The sequence below is a fragment of the Flagellimonas oceani genome (assembly GCF_011068285.1).
GTDB classification, from domain to species: domain Bacteria; phylum Bacteroidota; class Bacteroidia; order Flavobacteriales; family Flavobacteriaceae; genus Flagellimonas; species Flagellimonas oceani.
Window position 1 is genome coordinate 3,186,692 of record NZ_CP049616.1, and the last position, 24,244, is coordinate 3,210,935.

Genomic DNA, 24,244 nt, shown 5'->3' on the forward strand with positions numbered 1-24,244 from the left:
TCTGTGTTTAGACTCCTAAATATCGGTTGGGTAAATTAAGTGAAGGCATTTTTAACGAAACTTTGAGAAAATTCCCATAAATATCTCCATTGACCTTCATACGTAAACTCAAAACCACCATCCATAAACTTATACCCTACTGCTTTTCAATTTTAAGTATCTTGCTTTCACATTAACTTTTGAATAAAAACACTGGTCTTCTCATGTCTCGATCCTACAAAACGCTTCTAATTGCCCTACTTATTTTAGCTGCCTCCTGTAAAAAAAAGGACGGCTCCGAAACGGATAACCTATTCAAGTTCAAGGACTATATCAGTTATCACACCAACGGCAACCAAAGTATTTCCACACCAATTACCATTGCCTTGGCCCAACAATTGGAGCAATTTGAACTGACCCAAGAACTGCCCAAGGAATATTTGGATATCTCACCAAAGGTGGATGGTGAGCTCATCATTAATAATGGAAGGGAACTCATTTTCCAACCTTCGGAATACTTAAAGCCGAATACGGAATACACCGTTAGCCTGAAGCTCAACAAACTCTTCGAGGATATAGAAAGTGAATTCAAGACCTATACCTTCAGTTTTAAGACAATTGCCCCTAATTTTAGAATCAATCTGGGAAATTTACAGTCGTACAGCAAGGATTGGCAATACCTCACGGGCACTTTGGATGCCTCGGACATTCTGGATGCCTCTAAACTAAAATCTGTACTGACCGTTAAGCAAGGTGACAAAACTGTTCCCGTTAAATGGGACAACACCACTGAGAATGCGCAATACTTCAGCTTTAAAATTGATAGCATTTCCAGAAAAACAGATGATAGTCAACTTACCATCAACTGGACCGGCGACGCCTACAATATTGAAAATGAAGGTTCGGAAAACTATACGATACCCGGGAAGAACAAATTTGTGATTGTTGATGCGAAAACCACCTCCTCTCCCAATGCCGTCTTGACCCTAAACTTCTCCGAGCCGTTGAAGCAAGACCAAAACCTGAACGGTTTGGTAACGATTGAAAATGCAGAAAGTCTTCGATATGAAATCAACGGAAACGTGTTGAGCGTATATCCTTCCAACCGAATTTTGGGGGAGGTCCGTGTCAATGCTTTTCAAGGCATCAAAAGCGAATATGGTTTTACGTTGAAGAACGATTTCTCCGAATTGGTCTCTTTTGAACAGCTCAAACCTGCCGTTCGATTGATTTCCAAAGGAACCATTTTACCCAATGCCGCCTCCACACCCATCTATTTTGAAACGGTCAACCTTGCGGCAGTTGAAGTCCGTGTTATTCAGGTGTATCAGGACAATATGCTGCAATATCTTCAAAATTATGACCTCACCGAAAATTACAGTCCCGATTTTAGGCCCGTAGGACGAAGGGTGGCATACAAAGTAATTCCCTTGACCGAGGATGGAAACCAAAACACCAGTTACTGGCAGGCACACGGTTTGGATTTGTCTGAATTGATCAAAATAAACCCCGGTTCCTTGTATCGCGTCGAGTTCAGTTTCAAAAAAGAGCACACCACCTACGATTGTGGCAATAGTCAAGAAAGTGAAGAATCAACTACGGAATATGCCCTAGAGCAAAGCTCCGACGAAGCCTCGGAAGAAGAACGCTACTGGGACAACGAAATCTACAATTACAGAAACTACGACTATAATTGGGAAGAGCGCGACAATCCCTGTCACTCCGCCTACTACAATTACGAGAGAATAGCAGCGACAAATCTCTTGGGAAGCGATTTGGGCCTCATCGTTAAAAAAGGAAGTAACCGCTCCCATCATTTTGCAGTGACCAATTTGCTTACCACGCAACCCGTAGGAGGCGCTAAAATAAGGCTCTACAATTTTCAACAACAGCTTATCGGCGAAACTACCACGGATGCCAAAGGATTATCGGTTTATGATAGCGACAAGGGCATTGCCTTTGCCGTGGCCGAGCACAGCAACAATTTTGCCTACGCCAAGCTAGCGGACGGAAACGCACTGTCCCTGAGCAAGTTTGATGTTTCCGGTGAGCAGCTCCAAAAAGGATTGCAAGGCTATTTATATACCGAAAGAGGCGTGCACCGTCCCGGCGATGTCATTCATTTGACCTTTGTTTTGGATGATAATGCCAACCCTTTGCCCAAAGGGCATCCCGTAGCTTTGGAAGTCAGCGACGCACGAGGCAAATTGGTACAGCGCCATATTTTAAAAGAAGGAAGTATCCCGGTAGCTGACGGTCTATATGCCAAAAAAGAAAAGAATTTTTACTATTTCCCCATTCCAACGGAAGCCACTGCGCCAACAGGAAGCTGGACGGCCAAAGTGATTGTGGGAGGAGCACAATTCAGTAAAACCTTAAAAGTGGCCACGGTAAAGCCCAATCGATTAAAAGTGAATTTTGCTTTTGATGATGAAGTTTTGGAAGCGAACTCCTTCAACAGCGGAAAAGCCGAGGTAAAATGGTTGCACGGCGCTCCCGCCCGCAACCTCAAAATAGACATCAATGCCACGTTGAGCCAAACTTCCTCAGCGTTTCCAAAATACAAAAACTACATATTCCAAGACCCTGTTCGCACCTTCGACCAGACCGAACTGCAATGGATATCATCCAATTTGGATGCCAATGGAGTACTCGACATCAACAAAAAAATAGATGTGAACGGCAACGCGCCCGGAATGTTGAAGGCGACCTTTACCACCAAGGTGTTTGAAGGCGGAGGCGATTTTTCCATAGATGTGTTCTCCAAGAATTTGGCACCCTTTTCCCACTTTGTGGGACTACGTTCGCCAGAAGCAAAACGGTATGGTTCCTTTTTAACGGACGATAACAATACATTTGACGTAGTTTCAGTGGATGCACAAGGAAATCCATCAGGCAACCGAAAACTAAAAGTACAGGTCTTCAAAATTGAATGGCGCTGGTGGTGGAACCGCGGTAACGACAACCTTTCCCGCTATGAAAATGCAACCGTCCACCGACCTTTCAAAGAAATGGACATAACTACGGGAAGTGATGGCAAAGCCAACTTCAACATCAATGTTCCTGATGAACAAGGAGGACGGTACTTGATTCGTGTTATGGACGAGGTTTCGGGACACGCAACAGGTCGCACGGCCTATTTTTACCGCAATTGGTGGCGAAGACCATCATCTGCTGATGCCGAGAGTTCCAAAATTCTGATTTTCTCCACCGACAAAGAAAAATACACCCTTGGGGAAGAAGCAACGGTCACTTTCCCATCGGATAAAGGCGGTCGTGCTTTGGTCAGCATCGAAAATGGCACCGAGGTGCTCTCACAGCAATGGATTGAAACGTCTGCCCAAGAAACCAGGGCCACCATTCCGATTACCGCAGAAATGGCGCCCAATGCCTACGTGAACATTTCGTTGCTGCAACCGCACAGCCAGGTCAAAAACGACCTGCCCATCCGGTTGTACGGTGTTGTTCCCCTTTTGGTGGAAAATCCCGCGACATTCTTGGAGCCACAGATCAGTATGCCGGATGTGCTGCAACCAGAAACGGCATACAAGGTTACCGTGTCCGAAGCCAGTAAAAAGCCAATGACGTATTCGTTGGCCGTGGTGGACGAAGGCCTGTTGGACTTGACACGATTTACCACTCCCGACATTCACAGTTCTTTCTACGCCAGACAAGCGTTGGGCGTAAAAACCTTCGATATTTTTGATGATGTGATGGGTGCCTACTCCGTAAGTGTGGATAATATCTATGCCATTGGTGGTGGTGGCATTGGTGCTGGTGCCAAAAATAGAAAGGCACAACGCTTTAAACCCGTGGTCACCTATCTTGGACCATTTACCTTAAAGGCTGGGGAAAAAGCAACACATACCATCGATATGCCGAACTACGTAGGTTCTGTCCGGGCTATGGTAGTTGCAGGAAACCTGAACAGTGCATACGGCAATGCCGAAAAAACCACACCCGTACGTAAACCATTAATGGTACTGACCTCCATTCCAAGAAAATTATCTCCCGGAGAGACCGTGACCATACCGGTTACCGTTTTTGCTATGGAGCCGAAGGTCAAAAACGTAAAGGTCAGCATCGATGCCGGAAAAGCATTGGAACCCCTCAACGGTACTTCCAAAAACATCAGCTTCAATGCGGTTGGGGAGCAAATCGTCAATTTTGATTTTAAGGTCAACCCAACATCATCGTTCCAAACTATAAAAGTTACCGCTACGGGAGCGGGCGAAAATGCGAGCAACGAGACCGAAATCGATGTGGAAAATCCAAATCCGGTAACCACCAAAAGTGAATTGTACACGCTCGACCCCAACGGGTCGCAGACCATCGCAATGGAAACTTTTGGCACATCGGGCACCAATACAGCGTTTATTGAATTCTCTACACTTCCGCCGATGGATTTTTCCAAACGGATGGATTACCTGCTACGCTATCCCCACGGATGCGTGGAGCAAACAACTTCCGCAGCATTTCCACAATTGTTCTTGGCAGATGTATTGGACATCACTTTTGATAAAAAGAAGAATATCGAGGAAAACATAAAAGCTGCCATTGACAGACTTGGCGACTTCCAAGTTCCCAATGGTGGATTGAGTTACTGGCCCGGTTATGGCAACGCCGATGATTGGGGAACCTCCTACGCAGGTCATTTTATGCTGGAAGCCAAACAGCAGGGGTATCAATTACCGTTGACCTTCTTGAGCAATTGGCTGCGCTATCAGAAAAATGCCGCACGCCAATGGAGCAACCAGAGCACCTATTACAACGATGATGTTTCACAGGCGTACCGATTGTACACCTTGGCCTTGGCCCAACAGCCCGAACTGGCCGCAATGAACCGTTTACGGGAAACCGCAAACCTCAGCAACGAGGCCAAATGGAGATTGGCGGCTGCTTATGCCTTGGTCGGGAAAAAAGAGGTGGCTGAGGCCATCGCCCAAAAGGCAAACATCAACTTTAAGCCCAATAACTACAATTACAGAACCTATGGTTCGGTATTCAGAAACCGTGCGATGGCCTTGGAGACTATGGTGATTTTGGGTGACACGCAACAAAGGGAACTGGCCGTTTCCTTGGCCAAAAATCTATCATCCCAGCAATGGTACAGCACCCAAGAAACAGCTTTTGCACTCTTGGCAATGTCCAAAATGGTTATGAAGAATGGAGGAAGGTCCATCGACCTTACTTTTACCAACAATGGTAAGGACATTAATGTCAAAACTGATAGGGCTATAGCACAGCGGGAACTTTCCGTGACTTCCTTTAAAGAGGAAATCGAACTGAAAAACAATCAAGGAAACATCATTTACGCGACCCTTACCCAAACTGGAAAATTACCCGTTGGCGAGGAGTTGGCACAGCAGCAAAACCTTAGGTTGTCCGTGAACTACCAAGATCCATTGGGCAATTCCGTCAATATAAATGAACTGAGGCAAGGAACAGAATTTGAAGCAAAAGTGACCGTTTTCAACAGTTCCGACGATTATATCGACAATGTGGCACTGACCCATATCGTACCCAGCGGATGGGAGATTGTGGATACCTCTTTTGTAAGCGGGGACGATGAAAATGCATCCAAAGCGGATTATGTGGACACTCGGGACGACCGAACCCATCTGTATTTTGATTTGGATGCGAAAAAATCCAAGACCTTTACCATTAAGTTGAATGCATCGTTCTTGGGCGATTATTATTTGCCCGGTGCCCAAGTCGAAGCGATGTATGACAACAACTACCAAGCTCGAAACAAAGGCCAATGGGTAAAAATAGTTCAGTAATGTTAATGAATGTTTGAGTTTTTCTCGCCAGTAAAAAAATATATTGTCAACCATAAAATCACGTTTGGTGTATTTTTCATCATTCTGATTTTATGGTTGTTTTGCCTGCCCAAAAACCTCTTCGAAGACCCAACATCAACGGTTGTCGACAGTTCCGAGGGTTCGCTGATCGGTGCACGTATTGCTGATGATGGCCAATGGCGGTTTCCTCAGATTGATTCTGTTCCCGAACGCTTCAAACAGAGTATTTTACTTTTTGAAGATGAGTATTTTTATCAGCATCCTGGCTTCAATCCCATTTCCATTATTAAAGCCATCGGGCATAATCTGACCAAGGAAACGCGGAGAGGCGGCAGTACCATCACACAACAGGTTATCCGCCTCAGCCGTAAAAACCAAAGCAGAACGTATTGGGAAAAGCTCATCGAAATATTTATGGCCACACGCTTGGAATTACGCCACTCCAAGGAAGATATATTGGAACTCTATGCTTCCCATACGCCCTACGGGGGCAATGTCGTAGGTTTGGAGACAGCTGCTTGGCGTTATTTTGGGATTCCTGCCCACGAACTGAGCTGGGGACAATCCGCTGCCTTGGCGGTATTGCCCAACGCACCTGCACTGATTTTCCCTGGAAGAAACGAACAAGCTTTTTTGGACAAACGGAACCGATTACTGAAAAAATTATGGGAGAAAAAAGTCATTGATGAAACCACCTACGGATTGGCCATAGCCGAACCGCTTCCACAAAAACCTTTTCCCCTGCCCGATGTGGCACCTCATCTTACCGAGCGTATCCGAAACGAACATCCGGGCGAACGTGTGACCACTTCGATTCAAAGACCCTTACAGCAACGATTGAATCTTTTGGCAGAACGACATTATCGGCAATTGCAAAGCAACGAGATACACAACTTGGCCATTTTAGTGCTTGATGTGGAAACCCGAAAAGTTTTGGGATATGTAGGGAATTCTCCTTCGGATGAAACACACGCCAACTATGTGGACATCATCACAAAAAAAAGAAGCACAGGCAGCACGTTGAAGCCTTTCCTATTTGCTTCATTGTTGGACGAAGGTCAATTGCTGCCCCACAGCTTAGTGGAGGATGTTCCAACGGTAATCAACGGATACAACCCTCAAAATTTTAATTTGAAACACGTAGGTGCCGTGCCTGCCAGCAAAGCATTATCCCGCTCGTTGAATGTCCCTGCCGTCCGCTTGTTGCGGGAATATGGACTTCAAAAGTTTTACAACAAGCTCCACAAAATGAAGATGGAATCGTTGGACAAGCCTTCATCCTATTATGGGCTATCATTGATTCTTGGTGGCGCGGAAAGTTCCCTTTGGGAAGTGACTTCGACCTATGCCGCTATGGCCTCCAGTCTGAATTATTTTTTGACCCATTCCAGCACTTACAGAAAACAAGAGTTTACGGAAGCCACCTATTTGCAAAATGAGTCGAAGGATTTTGGAGAAGAACAGTTTGACCCCTTGGTTTTGGGTGCAGGAGCCATTTACAGTACTTTTCAATCGATGTATGAGGTCAACCGACCTGAAGGTGACGAAAATTGGCAGTTTTTTGATTCCTCCCAGCCCATTGCTTGGAAGACAGGAACCAGCTTTGGCTTTAAGGATGCTTGGGCCGTAGGGGTCACGCCAAAATACGCCATTGGGGTTTGGGCGGGCAATGCCGATGGCGAGGGCAGGCCTGGGCTTACCGGCATTACCGCCGCCGCTCCCTTACTATTTGATGTATTGGATGCATTGCCACAAAGCGGTTGGTTCCCAGAACCGTTTGATGATCTTGTTGAATTAGAGGTTTGTGCCCAAAGTGGATTTCGTGCTTCGGTGTATTGTGATGATTTCAAAAAGGAATGGGTGCCCACACACGGTACCCGAAGTGGACCTTGCCCTTACCATCAACAGGTGTTCCTGGATGCTTCAGAACGGTTTAGGGTGAATTCAGCTTGCTACCCTTTGGAAGATATGGTGGCCAAAAACTGGCTGGTACTTCCTCCCATTTTAGAACATTACTATGCATCATCCAACCCAAATTATAAGTCTTTGCCGCCTTATTTGGAAGGTTGTTCGGCTTTGGAAAACAATTTGATGGAATTCATCTATCCCAAAAGAAACGAAGCGGTACTTCTTCCGAAGGATTTGGGCAAGAAAACGTCAGAAATCATTCTAAAACTGGCGCACCAACAATCCAATGCCATTATTTATTGGTATTTGGATGAGACTTTTGTGGGCAAGACCCAGAATTTCCACGAACTCATTTTAAACATCGAGTCGGGCGAATATACGCTTACCGCATTTGACAATCAGGGCAACCGAATACAACAGTTGGTGGAAGTACGTTCCGCTTCGGGGGAATAAATTTTCTGCTGACAAACAACACACTTATTTTATTGACACAAAAGGAAATGCTAAAAAAGAACAATCAGTTTAAATCAAATCAACCTGTTGTGCCTTTCGATAAAATTTGTCATTTCGAGTGGATCTCACGAAGGCATTACTGAAATCTGTATCGAGAAAAGAATTTTTGTCCAAAAAAGTTCTCGATACGATTTTTCGTTCCTCAAAATCACTCGAACTGACACTTGGACCCAAGTTTTAGGGTCGAAGAAGTTCTTGGACACAAATTTATTTTCTCAAAACAATCAAACTGTAGTGAAATTGGATTCGCTTCGGGCGAATAATTACTTCTTCCTCATAAAAATGGTCATCGGAACTCCGGTAAAATCAAAATTCTCCCTGATTTTGTTCTCCAAAAATCGCTTGTAAGGATCCTTAACGTACTGGGGCAGGTTACAGAAAAACGCAAACTGCGGATATGGTGTAGGCAATTGTGTACAGAACTTGATTTTAACATACTTCCCTTTGGTTGCCGGAGGAGGTGTTTTTTCAATGATGGGAAGCATAATATCGTTCAACTTACGCGTTGGTATTTTTTTGGAACGGTTTTTATAAACATCTACGGCTGTTTCGATGGCCTTGTAGATCCGCTGTTTGTTCAAAACGGAAATGAAAAGAATCGGAACATCTTCAAAAGGCGATATTACTTCATGGATGGCCTTTGTGTATTCTTTTACGCTATTGGTCTCTTTTTCCACCAAATCCCATTTGTTCACCAAGATTACAATTCCCTTGTTATTGCGCTGGGCAAGCCAAAAAATGTTCTGCACCTGTCCATCAAAGCCCCTTGTGGCGTCCATCATCACAATACATACATCGCAATACTCAATGGCGCGAACGGAACGCATAACGGAATAAAACTCCAAATCTTCCTTCACTTTGGCTTTTCTACGGATACCTGCCGTGTCCACCAAATTGAATTCAAATCCAAACCGATTATATTTTGTATCGATACTATCGCGGGTAGTCCCTGCAATGTCGGTCACAATGTACCTGTCCTCTCCTATCAATGCATTGATAAAGGATGATTTTCCTGCGTTGGGCCGTCCCACTACGGCAAAACGTGGCAGTTCACTTTCTTCTTCTTTCTCATCCGGAAGTACCTCCACCAAAGCATCCAACAACTCCCCGGTACCACTACCATTGATACTGGAAAGCGTATAATATTCACCCAATCCCAAGGAGTAGAACTCAACGGCATCGGCCATACGTTGGGTATTATCTACCTTGTTCACGGCCAAAAAAGTAGGTTTATTGACCCTACGAAGCAATTTGGCGACATCTTCATCCATTCCTGTGACACCGGACTCCACATCCACCATAAATATGATGGCATCGGCCTCATCAATGGCCAATTCCACTTGTTTGTCGATCTCTTTTTCGAAAACATCGTCGCTACCCAAAACGTAACCACCGGTATCAATCACGGAAAACTCTTTGCCGTTCCAGTCACTTTTACCGTAATGACGGTCTCGCGTAACACCGCTTACGGCATCGACTATCGCCTCACGGCGCTGAATAAGTCGGTTGAAAAAAGTGGACTTCCCAACATTGGGTCTCCCTACAATGGCTACAATAGCTCCCATTAGGTTTAATTTTTGGCAAAAATACCATTTATTATGAAGAAAAAATGATACCTTTTTTCATCATTTTCAAATGATTATGAGCGACTTGACCAATGAGCTGGTTTTACGCCCCCGTTTTCGCCTTTCCCTCAAGGCCAATTTGGCAGAGTTGGAATCAGCTTTTGATGGGACAACGGCTCAACCATTTTTGATCAAAAGGTTGGACGAGCACATTTTTGTCAAGTTCAAAAGGGCGGAAACCACCTTTTGGACACCTCAACTGCACTTGGAACTTTCTTCCTTTGAGGAGGGCGTGAGCAACATACGAGGTGTATTTGGCCCCAACCCTACGCTTTGGACTTTTTTTATGTTTCTGCATTTTGGTGTGGGCACGCTTTTTATCATTTTGGGGATTTTTGCATATTCCAACTATTCCTTGGGCAAAGACATTACCTTTTTTATGGTAGGTATGTTCTTTTTAGTGCTGCTTTGGTTTTCGCTTTATGCTTTTGGTCGTTTAGGTAGGGCTAAAGGAAAAGGGCAGATGGAACAACTGAAACAACTTGTCCGAGACATTATTGCACCATTTGAACGAATCGAAAGTGAATCCTAACCGTTGTACCCAAAACGTCTGAGCTGTTGGGAGTTGCTGCGCCAGTTTTTGTTCACTTTTACATAGAGTTCGATGTGCACTTGCTTTGCAAAGAACTTTTCGAGGTCTTTACGGGCTTCCACCCCCACTTTTTTAATGGCTGCGCCCTTATGCCCAATAATGATTCCTTTTTGGGTATCGCGTTCCACCATAATCACAGAACGGATTCGGATAATGTCCTCATCTTCGAAAAACTCTTCGGTCTCCACCTCCACGGAATAGGGAATCTCCTTTTTGTAGTATAGCAAGATTTTTTCACGAATGGTCTCATTCACAAAAAAGCGTTCGGGCTTATCCGTAATTTGATCTTTTGGATAAAAAGGTGGTGCTTCGGGCAAAAGTTCCAAAATGCGGTTGAACACTTCGGTTACATTAAAGTTTTCCAAGGCGGATATGGGATGGATTTCTGCGCTGGGCAATTGCTCTTGCCAATATAGCATTTGTTCCTCCAGTATCTGCTGATCGGATTTATCAATTTTATTGAGAAGCAACAACACAGGAATCTTGCTGTTCTGTATTTTTTTGAAGAATGATTCATCTTTCAATGCCTTCTCTCCAATTTCCACCATATACAACAGCACATCGGCATCCTCAAAAGCGGATTTCACAAAATCCATCATGGAACTTTGCAGTTCGTAGGCGGGCTTTATGATGCCCGGGGTGTCGGACAAAATCAGTTGGAAATCATCGCCATTCACAATTCCCAAAATGCGGTGACGGGTTGTCTGTGCCTTGGAGGTGATAATGGACAATTTTTCGCCCACAAAGGCATTCATCAATGTGGATTTACCCACATTGGGGTTCCCGATAATATTTACAAATCCTGCTTTATGCGCCACCGTTCTTTCTTTTTTCAAAATATTGTTTGGATGCTGCGTTCACCTTTGGTGAAAGATACAACACAGCAATCATATTGGGTATTACCATCAATGCATATGATAGGTCAATCAGGTTTTTTACCAATTTTAAGGATGCCACTGCGGCAAAAACAATCATCACTATAAAAAATACATTGTACCACTTTCCGATTTTGGCATTCGTCAAAAATGACAAACTTTTCACACCATAATACGAATAGGTAAACAGGGTTGACAATGCAAATGCTGCCACGATGACCATCAAAAGTATATCTCCGATGCCATATAAGGTTGTTTCAAAGGCCGACATCGTCATTGTGATGCCACTTCCATCCTCAAGATAGGCCCCACTCAAAATAATGACCACTGCGGTAAAGGTACATACTAAAATGGTATCAATGAACGGGCCCAACATCGCCACTAATCCTTCTTTTGCGGGTTCGTCGTTTCGGGATTGTCCGTGGTACATGGGTGCACTACCCAAACCTGCTTCGTTGGAGAACATGGCCCTGCGCACCCCGACGATGACCAATCCCCAGAATCCGCCAGTGACCGCGGTGTCGAAATTCCAAGCTTCGACCAATATCATTTTTAGGGCTGGCCAAACTTCCCCTGCATGGCTAGCCATCACAAAAATGACCGCCAACAGATAAATTCCTACCATAAAAGGCACAATGGCAGAAGCTACTTTGGCAATTTTGTTCAGTCCGCCAAAAATTACGATAGATGTGATGATAGCCAGAAAAAAGCCTATTCCCAATTTCCAATTGTATTCACTAGTGGCCAAAAGGGTCTCGTGCGGTTGCACTACCCCCATAAAGGCCTCGGTAAATTGATTGGCGGTAAACACCCCCAAAAAACCAAACAATCCACAAATACTAAAAAATATGGCCATGGGTTTTGCCCATTTCCCCATTCCTTGTGTAATATAAAACATGGGCCCTCCTTGCATATGTCCATCAGAATCTGTTCCACGGTACATAATGGCCAAGCTCCCTGAATAAAATTTGATGCCCATGCCCAAGAGTGCGGTCATCCAAATCCAGAAGACAACGCCCGGTCCACCATCATGAATGGCAATGGCCACTCCTGATATGTTTCCCAATCCTACCGTTGCCGCTACTGCTGCCGATAATGCTTGAAACGAACTTACATCTCCCTTTGCGTTTTTATCATCATACTTGCCGGATACCACCGCTATGGCATGGCCAAAGTGTCGGAATGGTGCAAATTTGGAATAAAACGCCAAAAACAGTCCACCCCCAATAAGCAAGATGAACATAGGCCACTCGGTATAGGGCAAAAGGGAGGATATAAAATCGTTGATTGCGTCCATATGGTAAAAACGCCCAATTTATGGATTTTGAGCGGGATTGACGCTAGTGGGAAAGGAATATTAATTTTAGTTTGGAAATGATGCAAAAAGGGTTGTATATTTGCCGTCCACATCGCGGGGTAGAGCAGTAGGTAGCTCGTCGGGCTCATAACCCGAAGGTCGCTGGTTCGAGTCCAGTCCCCGCTACTAAGAGCAAAAAAAGCCGAGGAAAACTTCCTCGGCTTTTTTTATGCACCCGCTCAAAACCCTTTCTGCTATTGATGTTTCAAGGGTAAACTTTTATCGGGGCTTACCTACTTTAATAGTTTGTTAACAATTTTAACAACTTAAATTCATAAATTGTTAATACCTAATTCATCATCAATCAAAAATGAGACAATCTACCAACTATATTGTCTTACTGCTTCTATGGCTAAACGTAACGTTTGCCCATAGCCTTACCGTGAACAGCGGGTATGGTGGATTTCCAGCACCTACATCTGAAACTTTTAAAGATTCCTTGGATTGGGCGGACTACTATTTCAACATCCATAGGTTTGAGGAGGCTGTTCCCCTATACAAAAAGAACCTCGACGCTACCAATAAAGAAGATAAAATCCACATTTTAAAAAAACTTGCCCTCAGTAAAGCTGCATTGAACGAACCTGAAGCTTCAATTGATTACATATACGATTACTTTCATATTGATTTTCAACCCACTTTTTTACTACACGAAGATTTCGACGGCATTCGCCAAAACGAAGAGTTCAGTAAACTTTCGGGTACCGTTTTGCCAAAAATCAATGCTTGGTCCATATTTTATTTTTTTGTGTCGCTGATTGGGTTTTATGTCACATTCATGCTGATCATCAATAAAAAAATTGACAAGCAGGCCAGAAACCTTATCGCGACATTTGTCTTCATCCATTCCTTATTTATCTTGAACATATGTATCAACCAGACCAATTATGTCTTTGAGTTTCCGCATACCTACTTAATGTCCACCTGGTCATCATTTTTATATGGCCCATTGCTTTACCTCTATTTTAAAAGGGTATCAAAATCATCCGATTTAAATAAAACGGATTTGTGGCACTTGCTACCAACAGTAATTTTGACCATCTACCTGATATTTACAGTTTATGGTTTCTCCGGAACAGAAAAAATCAACCAAATGCTTCAAAGACTGGAAGAGGGTTTAAATCCGGGGGATTCAACTAAACTACTGCTAGTGGTTGCATTCAAATCCTTATCCTTGGCCGTCTATGCCCTTTTTGTGCACTTGATCTTGGGCAAGAACAAATCCGAACTGAGCAAGAAAACAAGAACTTGGCAAAAGAACATTTATTTAATACATGTAAGTTATGTGGTCGTCTACCTTATATATGGTGTGTACATTGTTACAGGCAACAATAGTGGAATTCTTTACCACGCACCCATTGTTCTTTTAAGTACGATGGTTTTATACGTGGGGTATGCGGCGAATGTTCAGCCCGATGTGTTCAGCGGACGTTACGCCTACACCAATCCTCTTTTTCCAAAATATGTAAAGTCCGGGCTAACGGATAGTTTGTCCCAAGAACTGAAACAGCAGTTGAGCGACCTGTTCCACAATGAAAAATTATACAGAAAAAGCGACATCAATTTGGACATGGTCGCCGAAAAATTGGATACCACCCGCCACAATGCCTCTCAACTCATCAACGAACACTTTAACATGAGCTTTCGTGAATTTGTAAATTCCCATCGTATTCAAGAAGCAAAGGAACTGCTTGCTCAAGAGAATGAACTGAACATAATAGATGTTGCCTACGAGGTCGGCTACAACAACAAGGTCTCTTTTAATAAAGCTTTTAAAAAAGATACCCACCTCACCCCCAGCGAATACCTCAATGCCCTAAAACAAGGGTAAACTCTTATCGGGAACACCTAAAAACATCTGTTTTCTGGTTAACTAGTAGTCATCAATCAAAAAATCATCAATCAATGAAACGACTACTAAAACAATTCGTTGTGAAGTATGTTGGAGGCCATGATCGGACTTTGGACCCAACGAACAGTCATGAAAAGTACAGAAAGTCCGGATTAACCGAGGAGGAAGCTGTTTTGATTCGAAGGAAAATCAAGGATGCCTTTGATCAGAACAAAATTTACAGGAACAACACCCTCTGTCTTGATGATCTATCCAATCATATTGAAGAAAACAGGTACAAGGTTTCACAGGTCATCAACACCTTCTTCTCCAAAAACTTTTATTCGTTCCTGAACGAATATAGAATTGAAGAAGCAAAGGACCTCTTGGTCACAGACCCCTCGCTCAGTGTAAAGGCCATTATGTACGAAGTTGGTTTTAACAGCAAAAACAGCTTTTACAGTGCCTTTAAGAAAATTACCGGGTACAGCCCCAACGATTACCGGACTGCCGTGAACACCAATTTCGATAGGCAACACGAAATTCAAATGGCGTAACAGCAGACTCTAAATCGTTTAGGGCTATCCCCACAAAACCTCTTGGACTTCCAAGAGGTTTTTTAATGGCTCATTATCAAATTGTTATAAAACACATCATTAATTGTTAAAAACGGTACTTCCCCAAGGGCTTCCCTTTTTTTGGGGTACTTGCCGTTTAAAAAGTACTTCTTCCATCACGCTAATAAGTTGATTTGTTATGCAATTGTAAAGGTAGGGCGGTGAGAGGCTCTACTTCTAAAAGACAAAATCCATTGAGTTTTGTTCACTTCCCAGAAGTATTATTTGAATTAGCTATCAATTTCCTAGCGCCGTCCGCCTTTCTCAGTTGCACTAACTCATTTCAAATTACTAACAAAACTTTATTCGTATGAAAGTAAAGAAACTGTTTGGGGCGCTGTTGGCCATTTGCCTATCGATTGCATTTGTCCACGCTCAAGAAAAAACGGTTACCGGTACGGTCACCGACCAAGACGGGGTTCCCTTGCCAGGGGTAAACATTGTTGTGAAAGGCACCGTTAAGGGTACTCAGTCCGATTTTGATGGCAATTATGTCATCGGGGCCACAGAAGGAGATGTGCTTGTATTTTCCTATTTGGGCCAGAGAACATTGGAGAGAAGTGTTGGTGCAGCAAGCACTTTGGATGTGCAAATGCAGGAAGACGCATCGCAACTGGAAGAAGTAGTGGTTACCGCGCAGGGTATTGTCCGTGAAAAACGCTCCTTGGGTTACTCCGTAACAACGGTGGAATCCGATAAGGTGGAATCCAGACCGGAAGCGGATGTGGCCAGGGTACTGAACGGCAAGGTCGCAGGGGTGAACATTACCTCCAACAACGGCATGTCCGGTTCGGGAACCAATATAATCATCAGGGGGTATTCTTCGGCAACACAGTCCAATCAACCTTTATTTATTGTTGATGGGATTCCGTTTGATTCAGGAACCAACACGCAGACCAACTTTTTGGACGGAAATACAGAATCCAGCCGATTCTTGGACCTTGACCCCAACAATATTGAAAGCGTAAGCGTACTGAAAGGGTTGAGCGCAACCGTACTGTACGGTAACCGAGGTAGAAATGGGGTAATCTTGATTACCACGAAAGGTTCCGCCTCCGGTGATGCCCCTTCCAAAACAGAAGTTTCCGTTACACAGTCCGTATTTATGTCCAATGCCGTGCTTCCAAAATTCCAGGATAATTATGGAAGTGGTTTCCACCAAGGATTCGGGTTCTTTTTTAGTAACTGGGGTCCTCGTTTTGACCGAACGGATGATGATGGCATAGCCACGGCGGCCCAATACATAAGAACTGGTCCAAACGGAGTGGCCCTTACCCGGCATCCGTTCAACTATATCGCAGACCCTACGTTAATTACCGGTTATGAAGATTTATTGGATGTGGAATATCCCTACCAGCCTTATAATGGGGTAGAAGAATTCTTCAGAACGGGATATGTGTACAGCACTTCCGTAAATGTTCGTGGTGGTTCAGAAAAAGTCAACTTCAACGCGAATTATGGACGTACGGAAGATATCGGGGTCACCCCGGGCAACAAATTGCTACGTAACAACTTCAGTCTCGGTGGAAACGCTGTATTATCCAACAACTTTACCGTGTCCGGGGTCTTCAATTTTGCCCGCACAGGCTACAAATCACCTCCAAACGCCGTGAGTACAGGTAGCGGTGCAGCTTTTAACGGTTCCGCTATATTTGGTGACGTACTCTACACGCCAAGAAACGTTGATTTGACAAACCTTCCCTTCCAAGCAGCGGATGGCCGAAGCTTGTACTATAGATCAGGTAACGATATTCAAAACCCATACTGGACCGTTGCCAACTCAAAGACCAGTCAAGAAACCGACCGATTTACAGGAAACGTTTCTATGAGCTATGCCTTGAACGATTGGATGAACCTGACTTACCGGGTAGGTCTGGATACGTATACCGAATTGAACTCATATGGGCAGAACAAAGGTGGTGTGGACGGCCCAACCCTGGGAATCCTGAGAACTACCTCCGTTCGAAACTCGATTTGGAACCACGATTTGATTCTTAGTGCCGAGAAAAGTCTTTCCGACAATTTGAACCTAACCGCTACGTTGGGCGCCAATAGCCGTAGGGACACCTATGCACAGGACGGTATAGAAAGCCAAGGACAATTGGTTTTTGGAGTACTTGAGCACTTTAACTTTACGACTCCATCCTCCATAAACTCCTTTTCTGCGACCGATTTAAATCAAAACTTTGAGGAAAACCTCGTAGGTATATATTTAGATGCAACTATATCCTATAAAGATTTGTTGTATTTCAACGTGGTAGGAAGAAACGACTGGTCGTCCACATTGGAAAGAGAGAACAACTCTTTGTTTTACCCGGGAGCCAGTTTATCATTCATCCCAACAACAGCATTTCCTGCATTGCAGGGAAATGTCCTGAACTATGCAAAACTTAGGGTGGGCTATGGCTCATCCGCAGGTTTCCCGACTCCGTTCAACACAAGGGACGTACTTACTTTGGGTTCTAGAACATTTGTGGACCTCAACGGCAATGTAGTTTCCGGAAACACAGTTTCCGATGTGTTGGGCAACCGCGATCTGTCCCCAGAAAGAGTACAGGAATTAGAGGTTGGTTTGGATACGCGACTTTTTAATAGGCTGAACCTTAATGTAAGCTTGTATCAAAAATCCACTACGGACCTGATCACCAACCGTACATTGGACAGTTCCACAGGTTTCCGTTCCACCTTTGTGAATATCGGAGAAGTAGAGACCAAGGGGTTAGAGGCCGATTACGACCTTACCATACTAAGGGAAAGCGAAGCAGGCATCGGTTTTAACCTTGCAGGGAACTTTACCGCCAGTGAAACCACGGTGACCGATTTGGCAGAGGGAACCAACAACATTTTGTTGACCTTCGCTGTTGCGGGTGAAGCTGCCAATTACGCCGTTGAAGGCAGACCATTTGGGGTATTGCTCGGCAGCACCATCCAACGAGATGACAACGGCAACAAAGTGGTAGGCCCAAATGGCAGGTATCTGGTGGACAACAACATCACTGAAATCGGTGATCCAAACCCAGACTGGACCACTGCAATGATTCCCACCATCAGCTTTAAGAACTTTACACTTTCCGCCAACTTACAATATCGCCATGGTGGAGATGTGTATTCGGTAACGACGGCAGGTTTGATTGGCCGTGGTGTTGTTGACCCTGACAATCCAATTGATAGGGAATCCAACTACATACTTCCAGGCGTTTTTGCAGATGGAAGCCCGAACAATGTGGCCATTACCGCAACAGAATTTGGATTCAATACCTTTTTCAGCGGTGGCATAAACGAAGTAAATGTGTTTGATGGCACCACCATCAGGTTGCAAGAAGCTTCTTTGGGATATTCCATTCCAAAAAAGATGCTGGAAAAAACACCGTTCGGAAGCCTATCGTTAACACTGTCCGGTTCCAACTTATGGTACAAGGCCGTGAACTTCCCCGATAACGTCCGATACGACACCAACTCCTCCAGTACAGGTGTTGGCAATGGTCAAGGGATTGATTTCTTCACCGGGCCATCCACCAGAAGATATGGTCTTACCGTAAGGGCATCATTTTAATAGCAGCTAACAAGAATCAGAAATATTATGAAAAAAATATCAAATATACTAAGTCTCATAATCGCTGCGATGACAGTTACGTTGGGCTGCGAGAGCACTACTTTGGATGTGGTGGAGAGCCCCAACGCATTAAATCCGTCGCAGGCGAGCGTTGATTTCTTTTTGAATCAGATACAATTAATGACGGCCCAGATCCATTCCGGGGAGGAAGGCCGTGCCGAAAATGGCCTGAGCCAGTTTGGAATGGAACCTGTAAGAATACAGCATGGTTTTGGGCCTACCTATCGCGAAAGCTATGATCCATCAGATTTTGATAGGGTTTGGGACAATGTTTATGCCAGGGCGTTGATAGACATTAGAACCATGAACCCATTGGCCGAAGAAGCAGGTCAATTCACGCACATCGCCATTGGCCAGATATTGGAAGCATACATTATGATGTCCATGGTGGATTTCTTTGGTGATGTACCCTATTCGGAAGCCGCAATGGGCGGCGAAGGAATCTTAAATCCAACTGTGGATTCAGGTGCTTCCATTTATCAAGCGGCAGACCAATTGCTCGTAGATGCCATTGCCAATCTGAACAAAGATGAAACCTCCCTCCCATCGGATGATCTATTCTACAACGCCAACGAAGGTCAATGGAGAAAAGTGGCCAATACCATGCGCTTGAAGCTATATCTTCAGACCCGTTTGGCATCTGCCGAAGGGTTTGGGGCCTCCGTCTCCACTTCACGTATCAATGAATTGATCGCCGGCAACCAACTGATCTTGGATCCCGCCGACGACTTTTTCTTTCAATGGGGCACCAACAATGCTTCACCAGATAGTAGACATCCTTATTTTGATGCCAATTACGACGGCGCAGGTCCAAGTTCAGATTTTTATACCTGCAACTATTACATGGATTTAATGGCCAATCAATATGGCGAACCAGACCCACGTATCCGTTACTATTTCTACAGACAACAAGAAGACTTTTCTGGTGCGGATGTGGTCACCAAAGAATGTGTTACCGAAATATCACTTCCTGCATGGTGGGACCCATCACAGCCCTATTGTTTGGTTCCGGCAACCAACGGCTTAAGCGGATATTGGGGAAGAAACCATTTGGATGATGACGGTATTCCACCAGATGATGCCTTTAGAACGCTGCACGGAACATACCCAGTTGGCGGACCGTTCGATGACAACTCTTTTAGAAATGTATCCGGTTCCGGAGCAGTGAACGAGGGGCTCGTAGGTGCGGGAATATCCCCCATTTTGATGTCCTCCTATACCTATTTTATGTTGGCAGAAGCATCATTGACATTGAACACTACCGGAAGTGCAAGAGATTATCTGGAAACAGGTATTAGGCAATCCATTGGCACCGTTATGGACTTTGGAGCTTCTTTGGCGGATGGTTCAGGATTTGTTCCGACCTCGACAGCCGTCGACAATCACGTTGCAGAAATATTGGCAGCCTATGATGCCGGAAACGACACCGACAAACTTCGTATCATCGTGGAACAATACTTTATTGCTTTGTGGTGCAATGGGATAGAAGCCTACAACACATATAGAAGAACAGGTCAGCCGGATAACTTGACACCTGCCTTTACCACCAACGACCCGGGGCCTTTCCTAAGATCTATGTGGTATTCGCAGACCGCTGCGGACAGCAACACGAACATTACACAGAAAAGTGCACCGAGCACTCCGGTGTTCTGGGACACCAACCCTGATGGATTCGTTGATTGATTTAATTCTAAAAACAATACTTATGAAAAGTAACTTAAAATATATACTTGGTCTTTCACTATTGATTTTGGGAATAGCGGCCTGTGAAGACGAGGACAAAAATCCACTCAACGTGTTTGAACTGGAAGATTCGGCCGCGCCCTATGTAAGGATAAAGTTGGACGAAACCATTATTGCCAAAGGTGATCTGGCCAGTTCCACTTTTACTGGAACAGTAGACGACCCCAGCGACAATGTTGCCTCGTGGGAGTTGAGCGTAACTTTGGAATCTGGCGGAATAGCATCCGACACCGTGCCATTGGCAACGGTAACGGAATTTCCAAGCGATCTTTCCATACCGTACACCGATATTGCCAGTGCATTGGGTATCACCGTGGATGATATCTCTGGAGGGGACTTTATCCGGTTTTTGGGAAAATCCACAGGAACTGACGGTACAGTGACCACTGTCGCCAATTATAGTGCGACCCTCACAGGGCAACCAGAGCAATTACAGGCGTTCAACTTTATTGTCCTTGTAAAGTGTTCTCCCATTTCAGGGACGACGGTGCCCGGAACTTGGGTCATAGAAATGCAGGACCTCTTTGGTGACGGTTGGGACGGTGCCTTTGTAACCTTTGAGATTGATGGGGTCGCCACAGACTACACATTTACAGCTGGAGAAGCAGCTACCTTTAATATCAATGTGCCCGAGGGAACCACTAGTTTGGTAGTTTCATATACCAGTGGTGCTTTTGAAGAAGAACACGTGTACACCGTTGAAACACCCGACGGTGAGGTTTTGGGCCCTTTTGGCCCCAACCCATCTCCGTGTATCAATTGATTTTTTACATATTTGTTCAAGAAAGGGACTCGCTTCATTTGGAGCGGGTCTTTTTTTCGTAAAATAGGTGCTTATGCATCGGGAAGGGTACTTGTGGTTGAGGGTTTCCGAGAAAATACCGGTATTGCCCTAATTTGGCAACAGATTAATTAACACACAAAAACAGCCTTGAACCCAAAATATCCTTTCAAAAGTATTTGTTTCATTTTTTGAATGTATTTGAATTAGTCCAAACTTCAAGGCTGTTTATTTTTCAGGATAATCCATTATATAATTAAGCCAATATCCTTGCTTAGGAATTAAGTCATTCCAGTTACCTTTGTCCCCTTAATAAAATAAGCTTGGACAAGACTTCACGATCAACCAATAAAAAAGCACTTTTATCTCTCGCCATAGGCGGTTTTGGTATCGGTTTAACGGAATTTGTAATCATGGGAATTCTTCCCAATATTGCCGGTTCTCTTGATATTTCCATTCCAAAAGCGGGACATTTTATTGCCATCTATGCCCTTGGAGTAGTTATAGGGGCGCCCGTAATGGCCCGTATCACAAACAATCTCAACCCAAAAAAAACCCTGCTTTTTTTAATGGTCTGGTTTACCATATTCAACACGTTGTCCGCATTTTCCGGTAATTATTGGGTAATGATGTTGTTTCGTTTTCTTTCTGGAATGCCCCACGGAGCATTTTTTGGCATTGGTGCTGTGGTTTCCGGTTATTTGGCCAAACCGGGCAAAGCTGCTCAGGCCATGGCCGTAATGTTTTCCGGTTTGACGGTTGCCAATATTATAGGAGTGCCCTTGGGCACCTATATTGGGCAGGAACTACATTGGAGCTATTCTTTTATGTTGGTAGGTGTTGCCGGTATCGCCACTTTTTGCAGCCTTTATTTTTGGATGCCAAAAGAGGGGCTGGATGAGGCCGACAACTCGGACTCCAATAGTCCATCACCAGGATTGAAGAACAAAAAATTATGGGCCCTTATCGCCTTGACCACAGTGGGAACGGGTGGCTTTTTTGCTTGGTACAGCTATATTGCCCCCTTGGTGATCAACGTGACCCAACTTCCCGAAGCAAACGTTGGATACGTTATGATCGTGGCAGGCTTCGGAATGTTTTTTGGAAATTTTTTAGGGGCGAGAATGGTGGAAACTTTCAATCCCGTAAAATCCGTGGTCATCAGTATGCTGAGCATGACCGTCATCCTTATTTTCAACTTCATTTTCGCCAGCAATGACATCGCCATATACGTTCTGAGCTTCCTCGTTGGGGTAATCACATTCACCATTTCTGCCCCGATTCAAATAGCCATCATAAAAGCAGCAAAAGGGGCCGAAAAATTAGGCTCATCCATGAACCAAAGTGCCTTTAACATGGGAAATGCCTCGGGTGCCTATTTTGGTGGCCTGCCCATGGTTTTTGGACTTGGATTTAATTATGCAAGCGTTGTAGGTGCCATATTGGCCTGTATAGGAGGGGCAATAGGCATTACAATTCTTTACTTGGAAAAACTCTCAAAAAGAAAAAAGAGTAATAGTTTTACAACGTGATCCGTATTTTACGAAATAGTACTTTCCCAAAGATATTTTGGGGTTTGATGAGTGTTTACTTATTGAACATCAGTGTGGACTCACCTGACCGGTACCCTGATTATATTCCCGAAAATCTATCCATCAACGAGCAAGAAAGCATTATTGAGATTTTGGTGGAAAAGGTGCTAGGTTATGGAGATGTTTTTAAGGAATATGACGATCCCGATAAAGAAGACCATAACAGCGGTTCCAGTCTTAAAATAAAGCTTACCGTACATCAATCCGACCATTACTATTCCCGGAACCATCTGTTGATGAGCAAAAAGAAAAAGTTTCCGGATAAGAATCTTTATTTCCCTCACATGTATCCGCAAAAGGATACGCCCCCTCCCGAAGTATGATTTGATTTCCTTGCTAAACCCGTCCTTTTTAACCATAAGGTTCGGGCAATTCAACATTCAAATAAAACAAATCAAAATACATGAAAAACATCATAAATAAAATGATGCCGATATTTCTATTGGTATCATCCACAATATCTTTTGCCCAAATTAGCAACACACAAAAAGACAGCCTGTACATTGTTCAAATTGAAGAAAAAAAGGAGCCTTCCAAAGTACTGCATGCGGAACCCTTATATATTGACCTGATCCGTGACCTTGGTGCTAGAAAGGGCGAAAAGGAATGGAATCTTGGATTGGGCCTTACCGACGAGCTCACTTTTGATTCTTACGAAGCCCTTATCGAGTACGAATGGGCCCCAATGGATAGATTAGGGCTTGAGGTAGAGCTACCCTTCACTTTTTATTCAACCTTGGCGAACAATGGTGGGGCCGCAACACCTTCCAACCGATTGAACAGTATTAAAATAGCGACCCAATGGTCGTTCTTTGTGAATGAGCGAATGGCCACCTCCATGGCAATTGGGTATATCAATGAGTTCGAACTATCGGATTTTAGAAATTTTGGCAAGCCATTGATTTCTGGAAATGCGTACAACCCATTCTTGGTAGTTGCCAAACGCTGGGGCAACAATTTCCACTCCTTGATATACACGGGCCCTATGATCGGACACGAATTTGAAAGCGGCGAAGTACACACATCGTACGATGTAAACACCAGTTTTCACTATATGATTCCCGGTACTCGCAACTTTATTGGGGTGGAGTTCAACAAAACTTGGCAACATAGCGATTTTGATATGACCATGCGCCCCCAAATGCGATTGGGAATCGCCGACAATTTAATGATAGGTATTGTTGCCGGTATTCCCATAAGTAGGGAGAATGAGCGTTTTAGTTCGTTTTTGCGACTTATTTGGGAGCCCAAACATAAGTAGTTTTGTGTTTTTCACTAAAAACAAGGGGCTTTTTATGGCAAGCCCCTTGTTTTATATGGAGAGATAAAAAGTGAGTTTTAATTATAGTACTTACCTTTATATTTAAATGTTTTGATGCTTAATTAAATCAGTTCCGTTTGAGACTCCTTATCG

Annotated in this window: 14 protein-coding genes and 1 tRNA gene; 12 read left to right on the top strand and 3 right to left on the bottom strand. The window is 44.1% G+C overall.

Translation table 11 applies throughout. From position 1 onward, the window contains the following. The first annotated feature begins 203 nt into the window (after window positions 1-203). Both GVT53_RS14520 and pbpC read left to right on the top strand, forming a co-directional pair. The gene (locus tag GVT53_RS14520; protein ID WP_166249223.1) at window positions 204-5,762 is read left to right on the top strand and encodes an alpha-2-macroglobulin family protein; all 5,559 of its coding nucleotides are present in this window, start codon (window positions 204-206) and stop codon (window positions 5,760-5,762) included. A 9-nt stretch (window positions 5,763-5,771) separates the two neighbouring features. After that, window positions 5,772-8,144 (top strand): penicillin-binding protein 1C, encoded by a 2,373-nt coding sequence (gene pbpC / locus GVT53_RS14525; RefSeq protein ID WP_166249224.1) that lies wholly within the window; start codon window positions 5,772-5,774, stop codon window positions 8,142-8,144. Window positions 8,145-8,467: 323 nt separating this feature from the next. On the opposite strand, the gene der is transcribed toward pbpC, so the two are convergent. Continuing rightward, window positions 8,468-9,769: a ribosome biogenesis GTPase Der gene (gene der, locus GVT53_RS14530; protein ID WP_166249225.1), complete on the bottom strand. Its 1,302-nt coding sequence runs from the start codon at window positions 9,767-9,769 to the stop codon at window positions 8,468-8,470. A gap of 76 nt (window positions 9,770-9,845) precedes the next feature. Here der and GVT53_RS14535 point away from each other — a divergent pair, with 76 nt between their 5' ends. Beyond that, on the top strand, window positions 9,846-10,361 hold the full coding sequence (locus GVT53_RS14535; RefSeq protein WP_166249226.1) for a GTP-binding protein: 516 nt from the start codon (window positions 9,846-9,848) through the stop codon (window positions 10,359-10,361). On the opposite strand, the gene era is transcribed toward GVT53_RS14535, so the two are convergent. Beyond that, complete coding sequence (era, locus tag GVT53_RS14540) at window positions 10,358-11,239, bottom strand: GTPase Era (RefSeq protein ID WP_166250503.1); 882 nt, start codon at window positions 11,237-11,239, stop codon at window positions 10,358-10,360. The genes GVT53_RS14535 and era overlap by 4 nt on opposite strands. Continuing rightward, entirely contained in the window at window positions 11,229-12,593 is a 1,365-nt protein-coding gene (locus tag GVT53_RS14545; protein WP_166249227.1) for an alanine/glycine:cation symporter family protein, read from the bottom strand. Before GVT53_RS14545 ends, era begins: the two co-directional genes overlap by 11 nt. A gap of 113 nt (window positions 12,594-12,706) precedes the next feature. Here GVT53_RS14545 and GVT53_RS14550 point away from each other — a divergent pair. The 9 genes from GVT53_RS14550 (at window position 12,707) to GVT53_RS14590 (ending at window position 24,091) form a co-directional block, all read left to right on the top strand. After that, window positions 12,707-12,779 (top strand) — tRNA-Met (locus tag GVT53_RS14550). A 184-nt stretch (window positions 12,780-12,963) separates the two neighbouring features. Next, window positions 12,964-14,484 (top strand): helix-turn-helix domain-containing protein, encoded by a 1,521-nt coding sequence (locus GVT53_RS14555; protein ID WP_166249228.1) that lies wholly within the window; start codon window positions 12,964-12,966, stop codon window positions 14,482-14,484. A gap of 74 nt (window positions 14,485-14,558) precedes the next feature. Further along, window positions 14,559-15,041, top strand: a complete 483-nt coding sequence (locus GVT53_RS14560) for a helix-turn-helix domain-containing protein (RefSeq protein ID WP_166249229.1) — start codon at window positions 14,559-14,561, stop codon at window positions 15,039-15,041. A gap of 370 nt (window positions 15,042-15,411) precedes the next feature. Continuing rightward, the gene (locus GVT53_RS14565) at window positions 15,412-18,654 is read left to right on the top strand and encodes a SusC/RagA family TonB-linked outer membrane protein (RefSeq protein ID WP_166249230.1); all 3,243 of its coding nucleotides are present in this window, start codon (window positions 15,412-15,414) and stop codon (window positions 18,652-18,654) included. A 27-nt stretch (window positions 18,655-18,681) separates the two neighbouring features. Next, a complete protein-coding gene (locus GVT53_RS14570; RefSeq protein ID WP_166249231.1) occupies window positions 18,682-20,397 on the top strand; it encodes a SusD/RagB family nutrient-binding outer membrane lipoprotein in 1,716 nt (571 codons plus the stop codon). A 22-nt stretch (window positions 20,398-20,419) separates the two neighbouring features. Beyond that, on the top strand, window positions 20,420-21,220 hold the full coding sequence (locus tag GVT53_RS14575) for a hypothetical protein (protein ID WP_166249232.1): 801 nt from the start codon (window positions 20,420-20,422) through the stop codon (window positions 21,218-21,220). Between the two features lie 341 nt (window positions 21,221-21,561). After that, a complete protein-coding gene (locus tag GVT53_RS14580) occupies window positions 21,562-22,770 on the top strand; it encodes an MFS transporter (protein WP_166249233.1) in 1,209 nt (402 codons plus the stop codon). A gap of 47 nt (window positions 22,771-22,817) precedes the next feature. After that, a complete protein-coding gene (locus tag GVT53_RS14585) occupies window positions 22,818-23,153 on the top strand; it encodes a hypothetical protein (protein WP_240905030.1) in 336 nt (111 codons plus the stop codon). 101 nt (window positions 23,154-23,254) lie between these two features. After that, window positions 23,255-24,091, top strand: a complete 837-nt coding sequence (locus tag GVT53_RS14590; protein ID WP_166250504.1) for an HAEPLYID family protein — start codon at window positions 23,255-23,257, stop codon at window positions 24,089-24,091. The last annotated feature ends 153 nt before the right edge of the window (window positions 24,092-24,244 follow it).

Coding starts and splice junctions, on each gene's coding strand:
- GVT53_RS14520 (WP_166249223.1), top strand. CDS start 204: ATGTCTCGATCCTACAAAACGCTTCTAATTGCCCTACTTATTTTAGCT.
- pbpC (WP_166249224.1), top strand. CDS start 5,772: ATGTTTGAGTTTTTCTCGCCAGTAAAAAAATATATTGTCAACCATAAA.
- der (WP_166249225.1), bottom strand. CDS start 9,769: ATGGGAGCTATTGTAGCCATTGTAGGGAGACCCAATGTTGGGAAGTCC.
- GVT53_RS14535 (WP_166249226.1), top strand. CDS start 9,846: ATGAGCGACTTGACCAATGAGCTGGTTTTACGCCCCCGTTTTCGCCTT.
- GVT53_RS14545 (WP_166249227.1), bottom strand. CDS start 12,593: ATGGACGCAATCAACGATTTTATATCCTCCCTTTTGCCCTATACCGAG.
- GVT53_RS14555 (WP_166249228.1), top strand. CDS start 12,964: ATGAGACAATCTACCAACTATATTGTCTTACTGCTTCTATGGCTAAAC.
- GVT53_RS14560 (WP_166249229.1), top strand. CDS start 14,559: ATGAAACGACTACTAAAACAATTCGTTGTGAAGTATGTTGGAGGCCAT.
- GVT53_RS14565 (WP_166249230.1), top strand. CDS start 15,412: ATGAAAGTAAAGAAACTGTTTGGGGCGCTGTTGGCCATTTGCCTATCG.
- GVT53_RS14570 (WP_166249231.1), top strand. CDS start 18,682: ATGAAAAAAATATCAAATATACTAAGTCTCATAATCGCTGCGATGACA.
- GVT53_RS14575 (WP_166249232.1), top strand. CDS start 20,420: ATGAAAAGTAACTTAAAATATATACTTGGTCTTTCACTATTGATTTTG.
- GVT53_RS14585 (WP_240905030.1), top strand. CDS start 22,818: ATGAGTGTTTACTTATTGAACATCAGTGTGGACTCACCTGACCGGTAC.
- GVT53_RS14590 (WP_166250504.1), top strand. CDS start 23,255: ATGATGCCGATATTTCTATTGGTATCATCCACAATATCTTTTGCCCAA.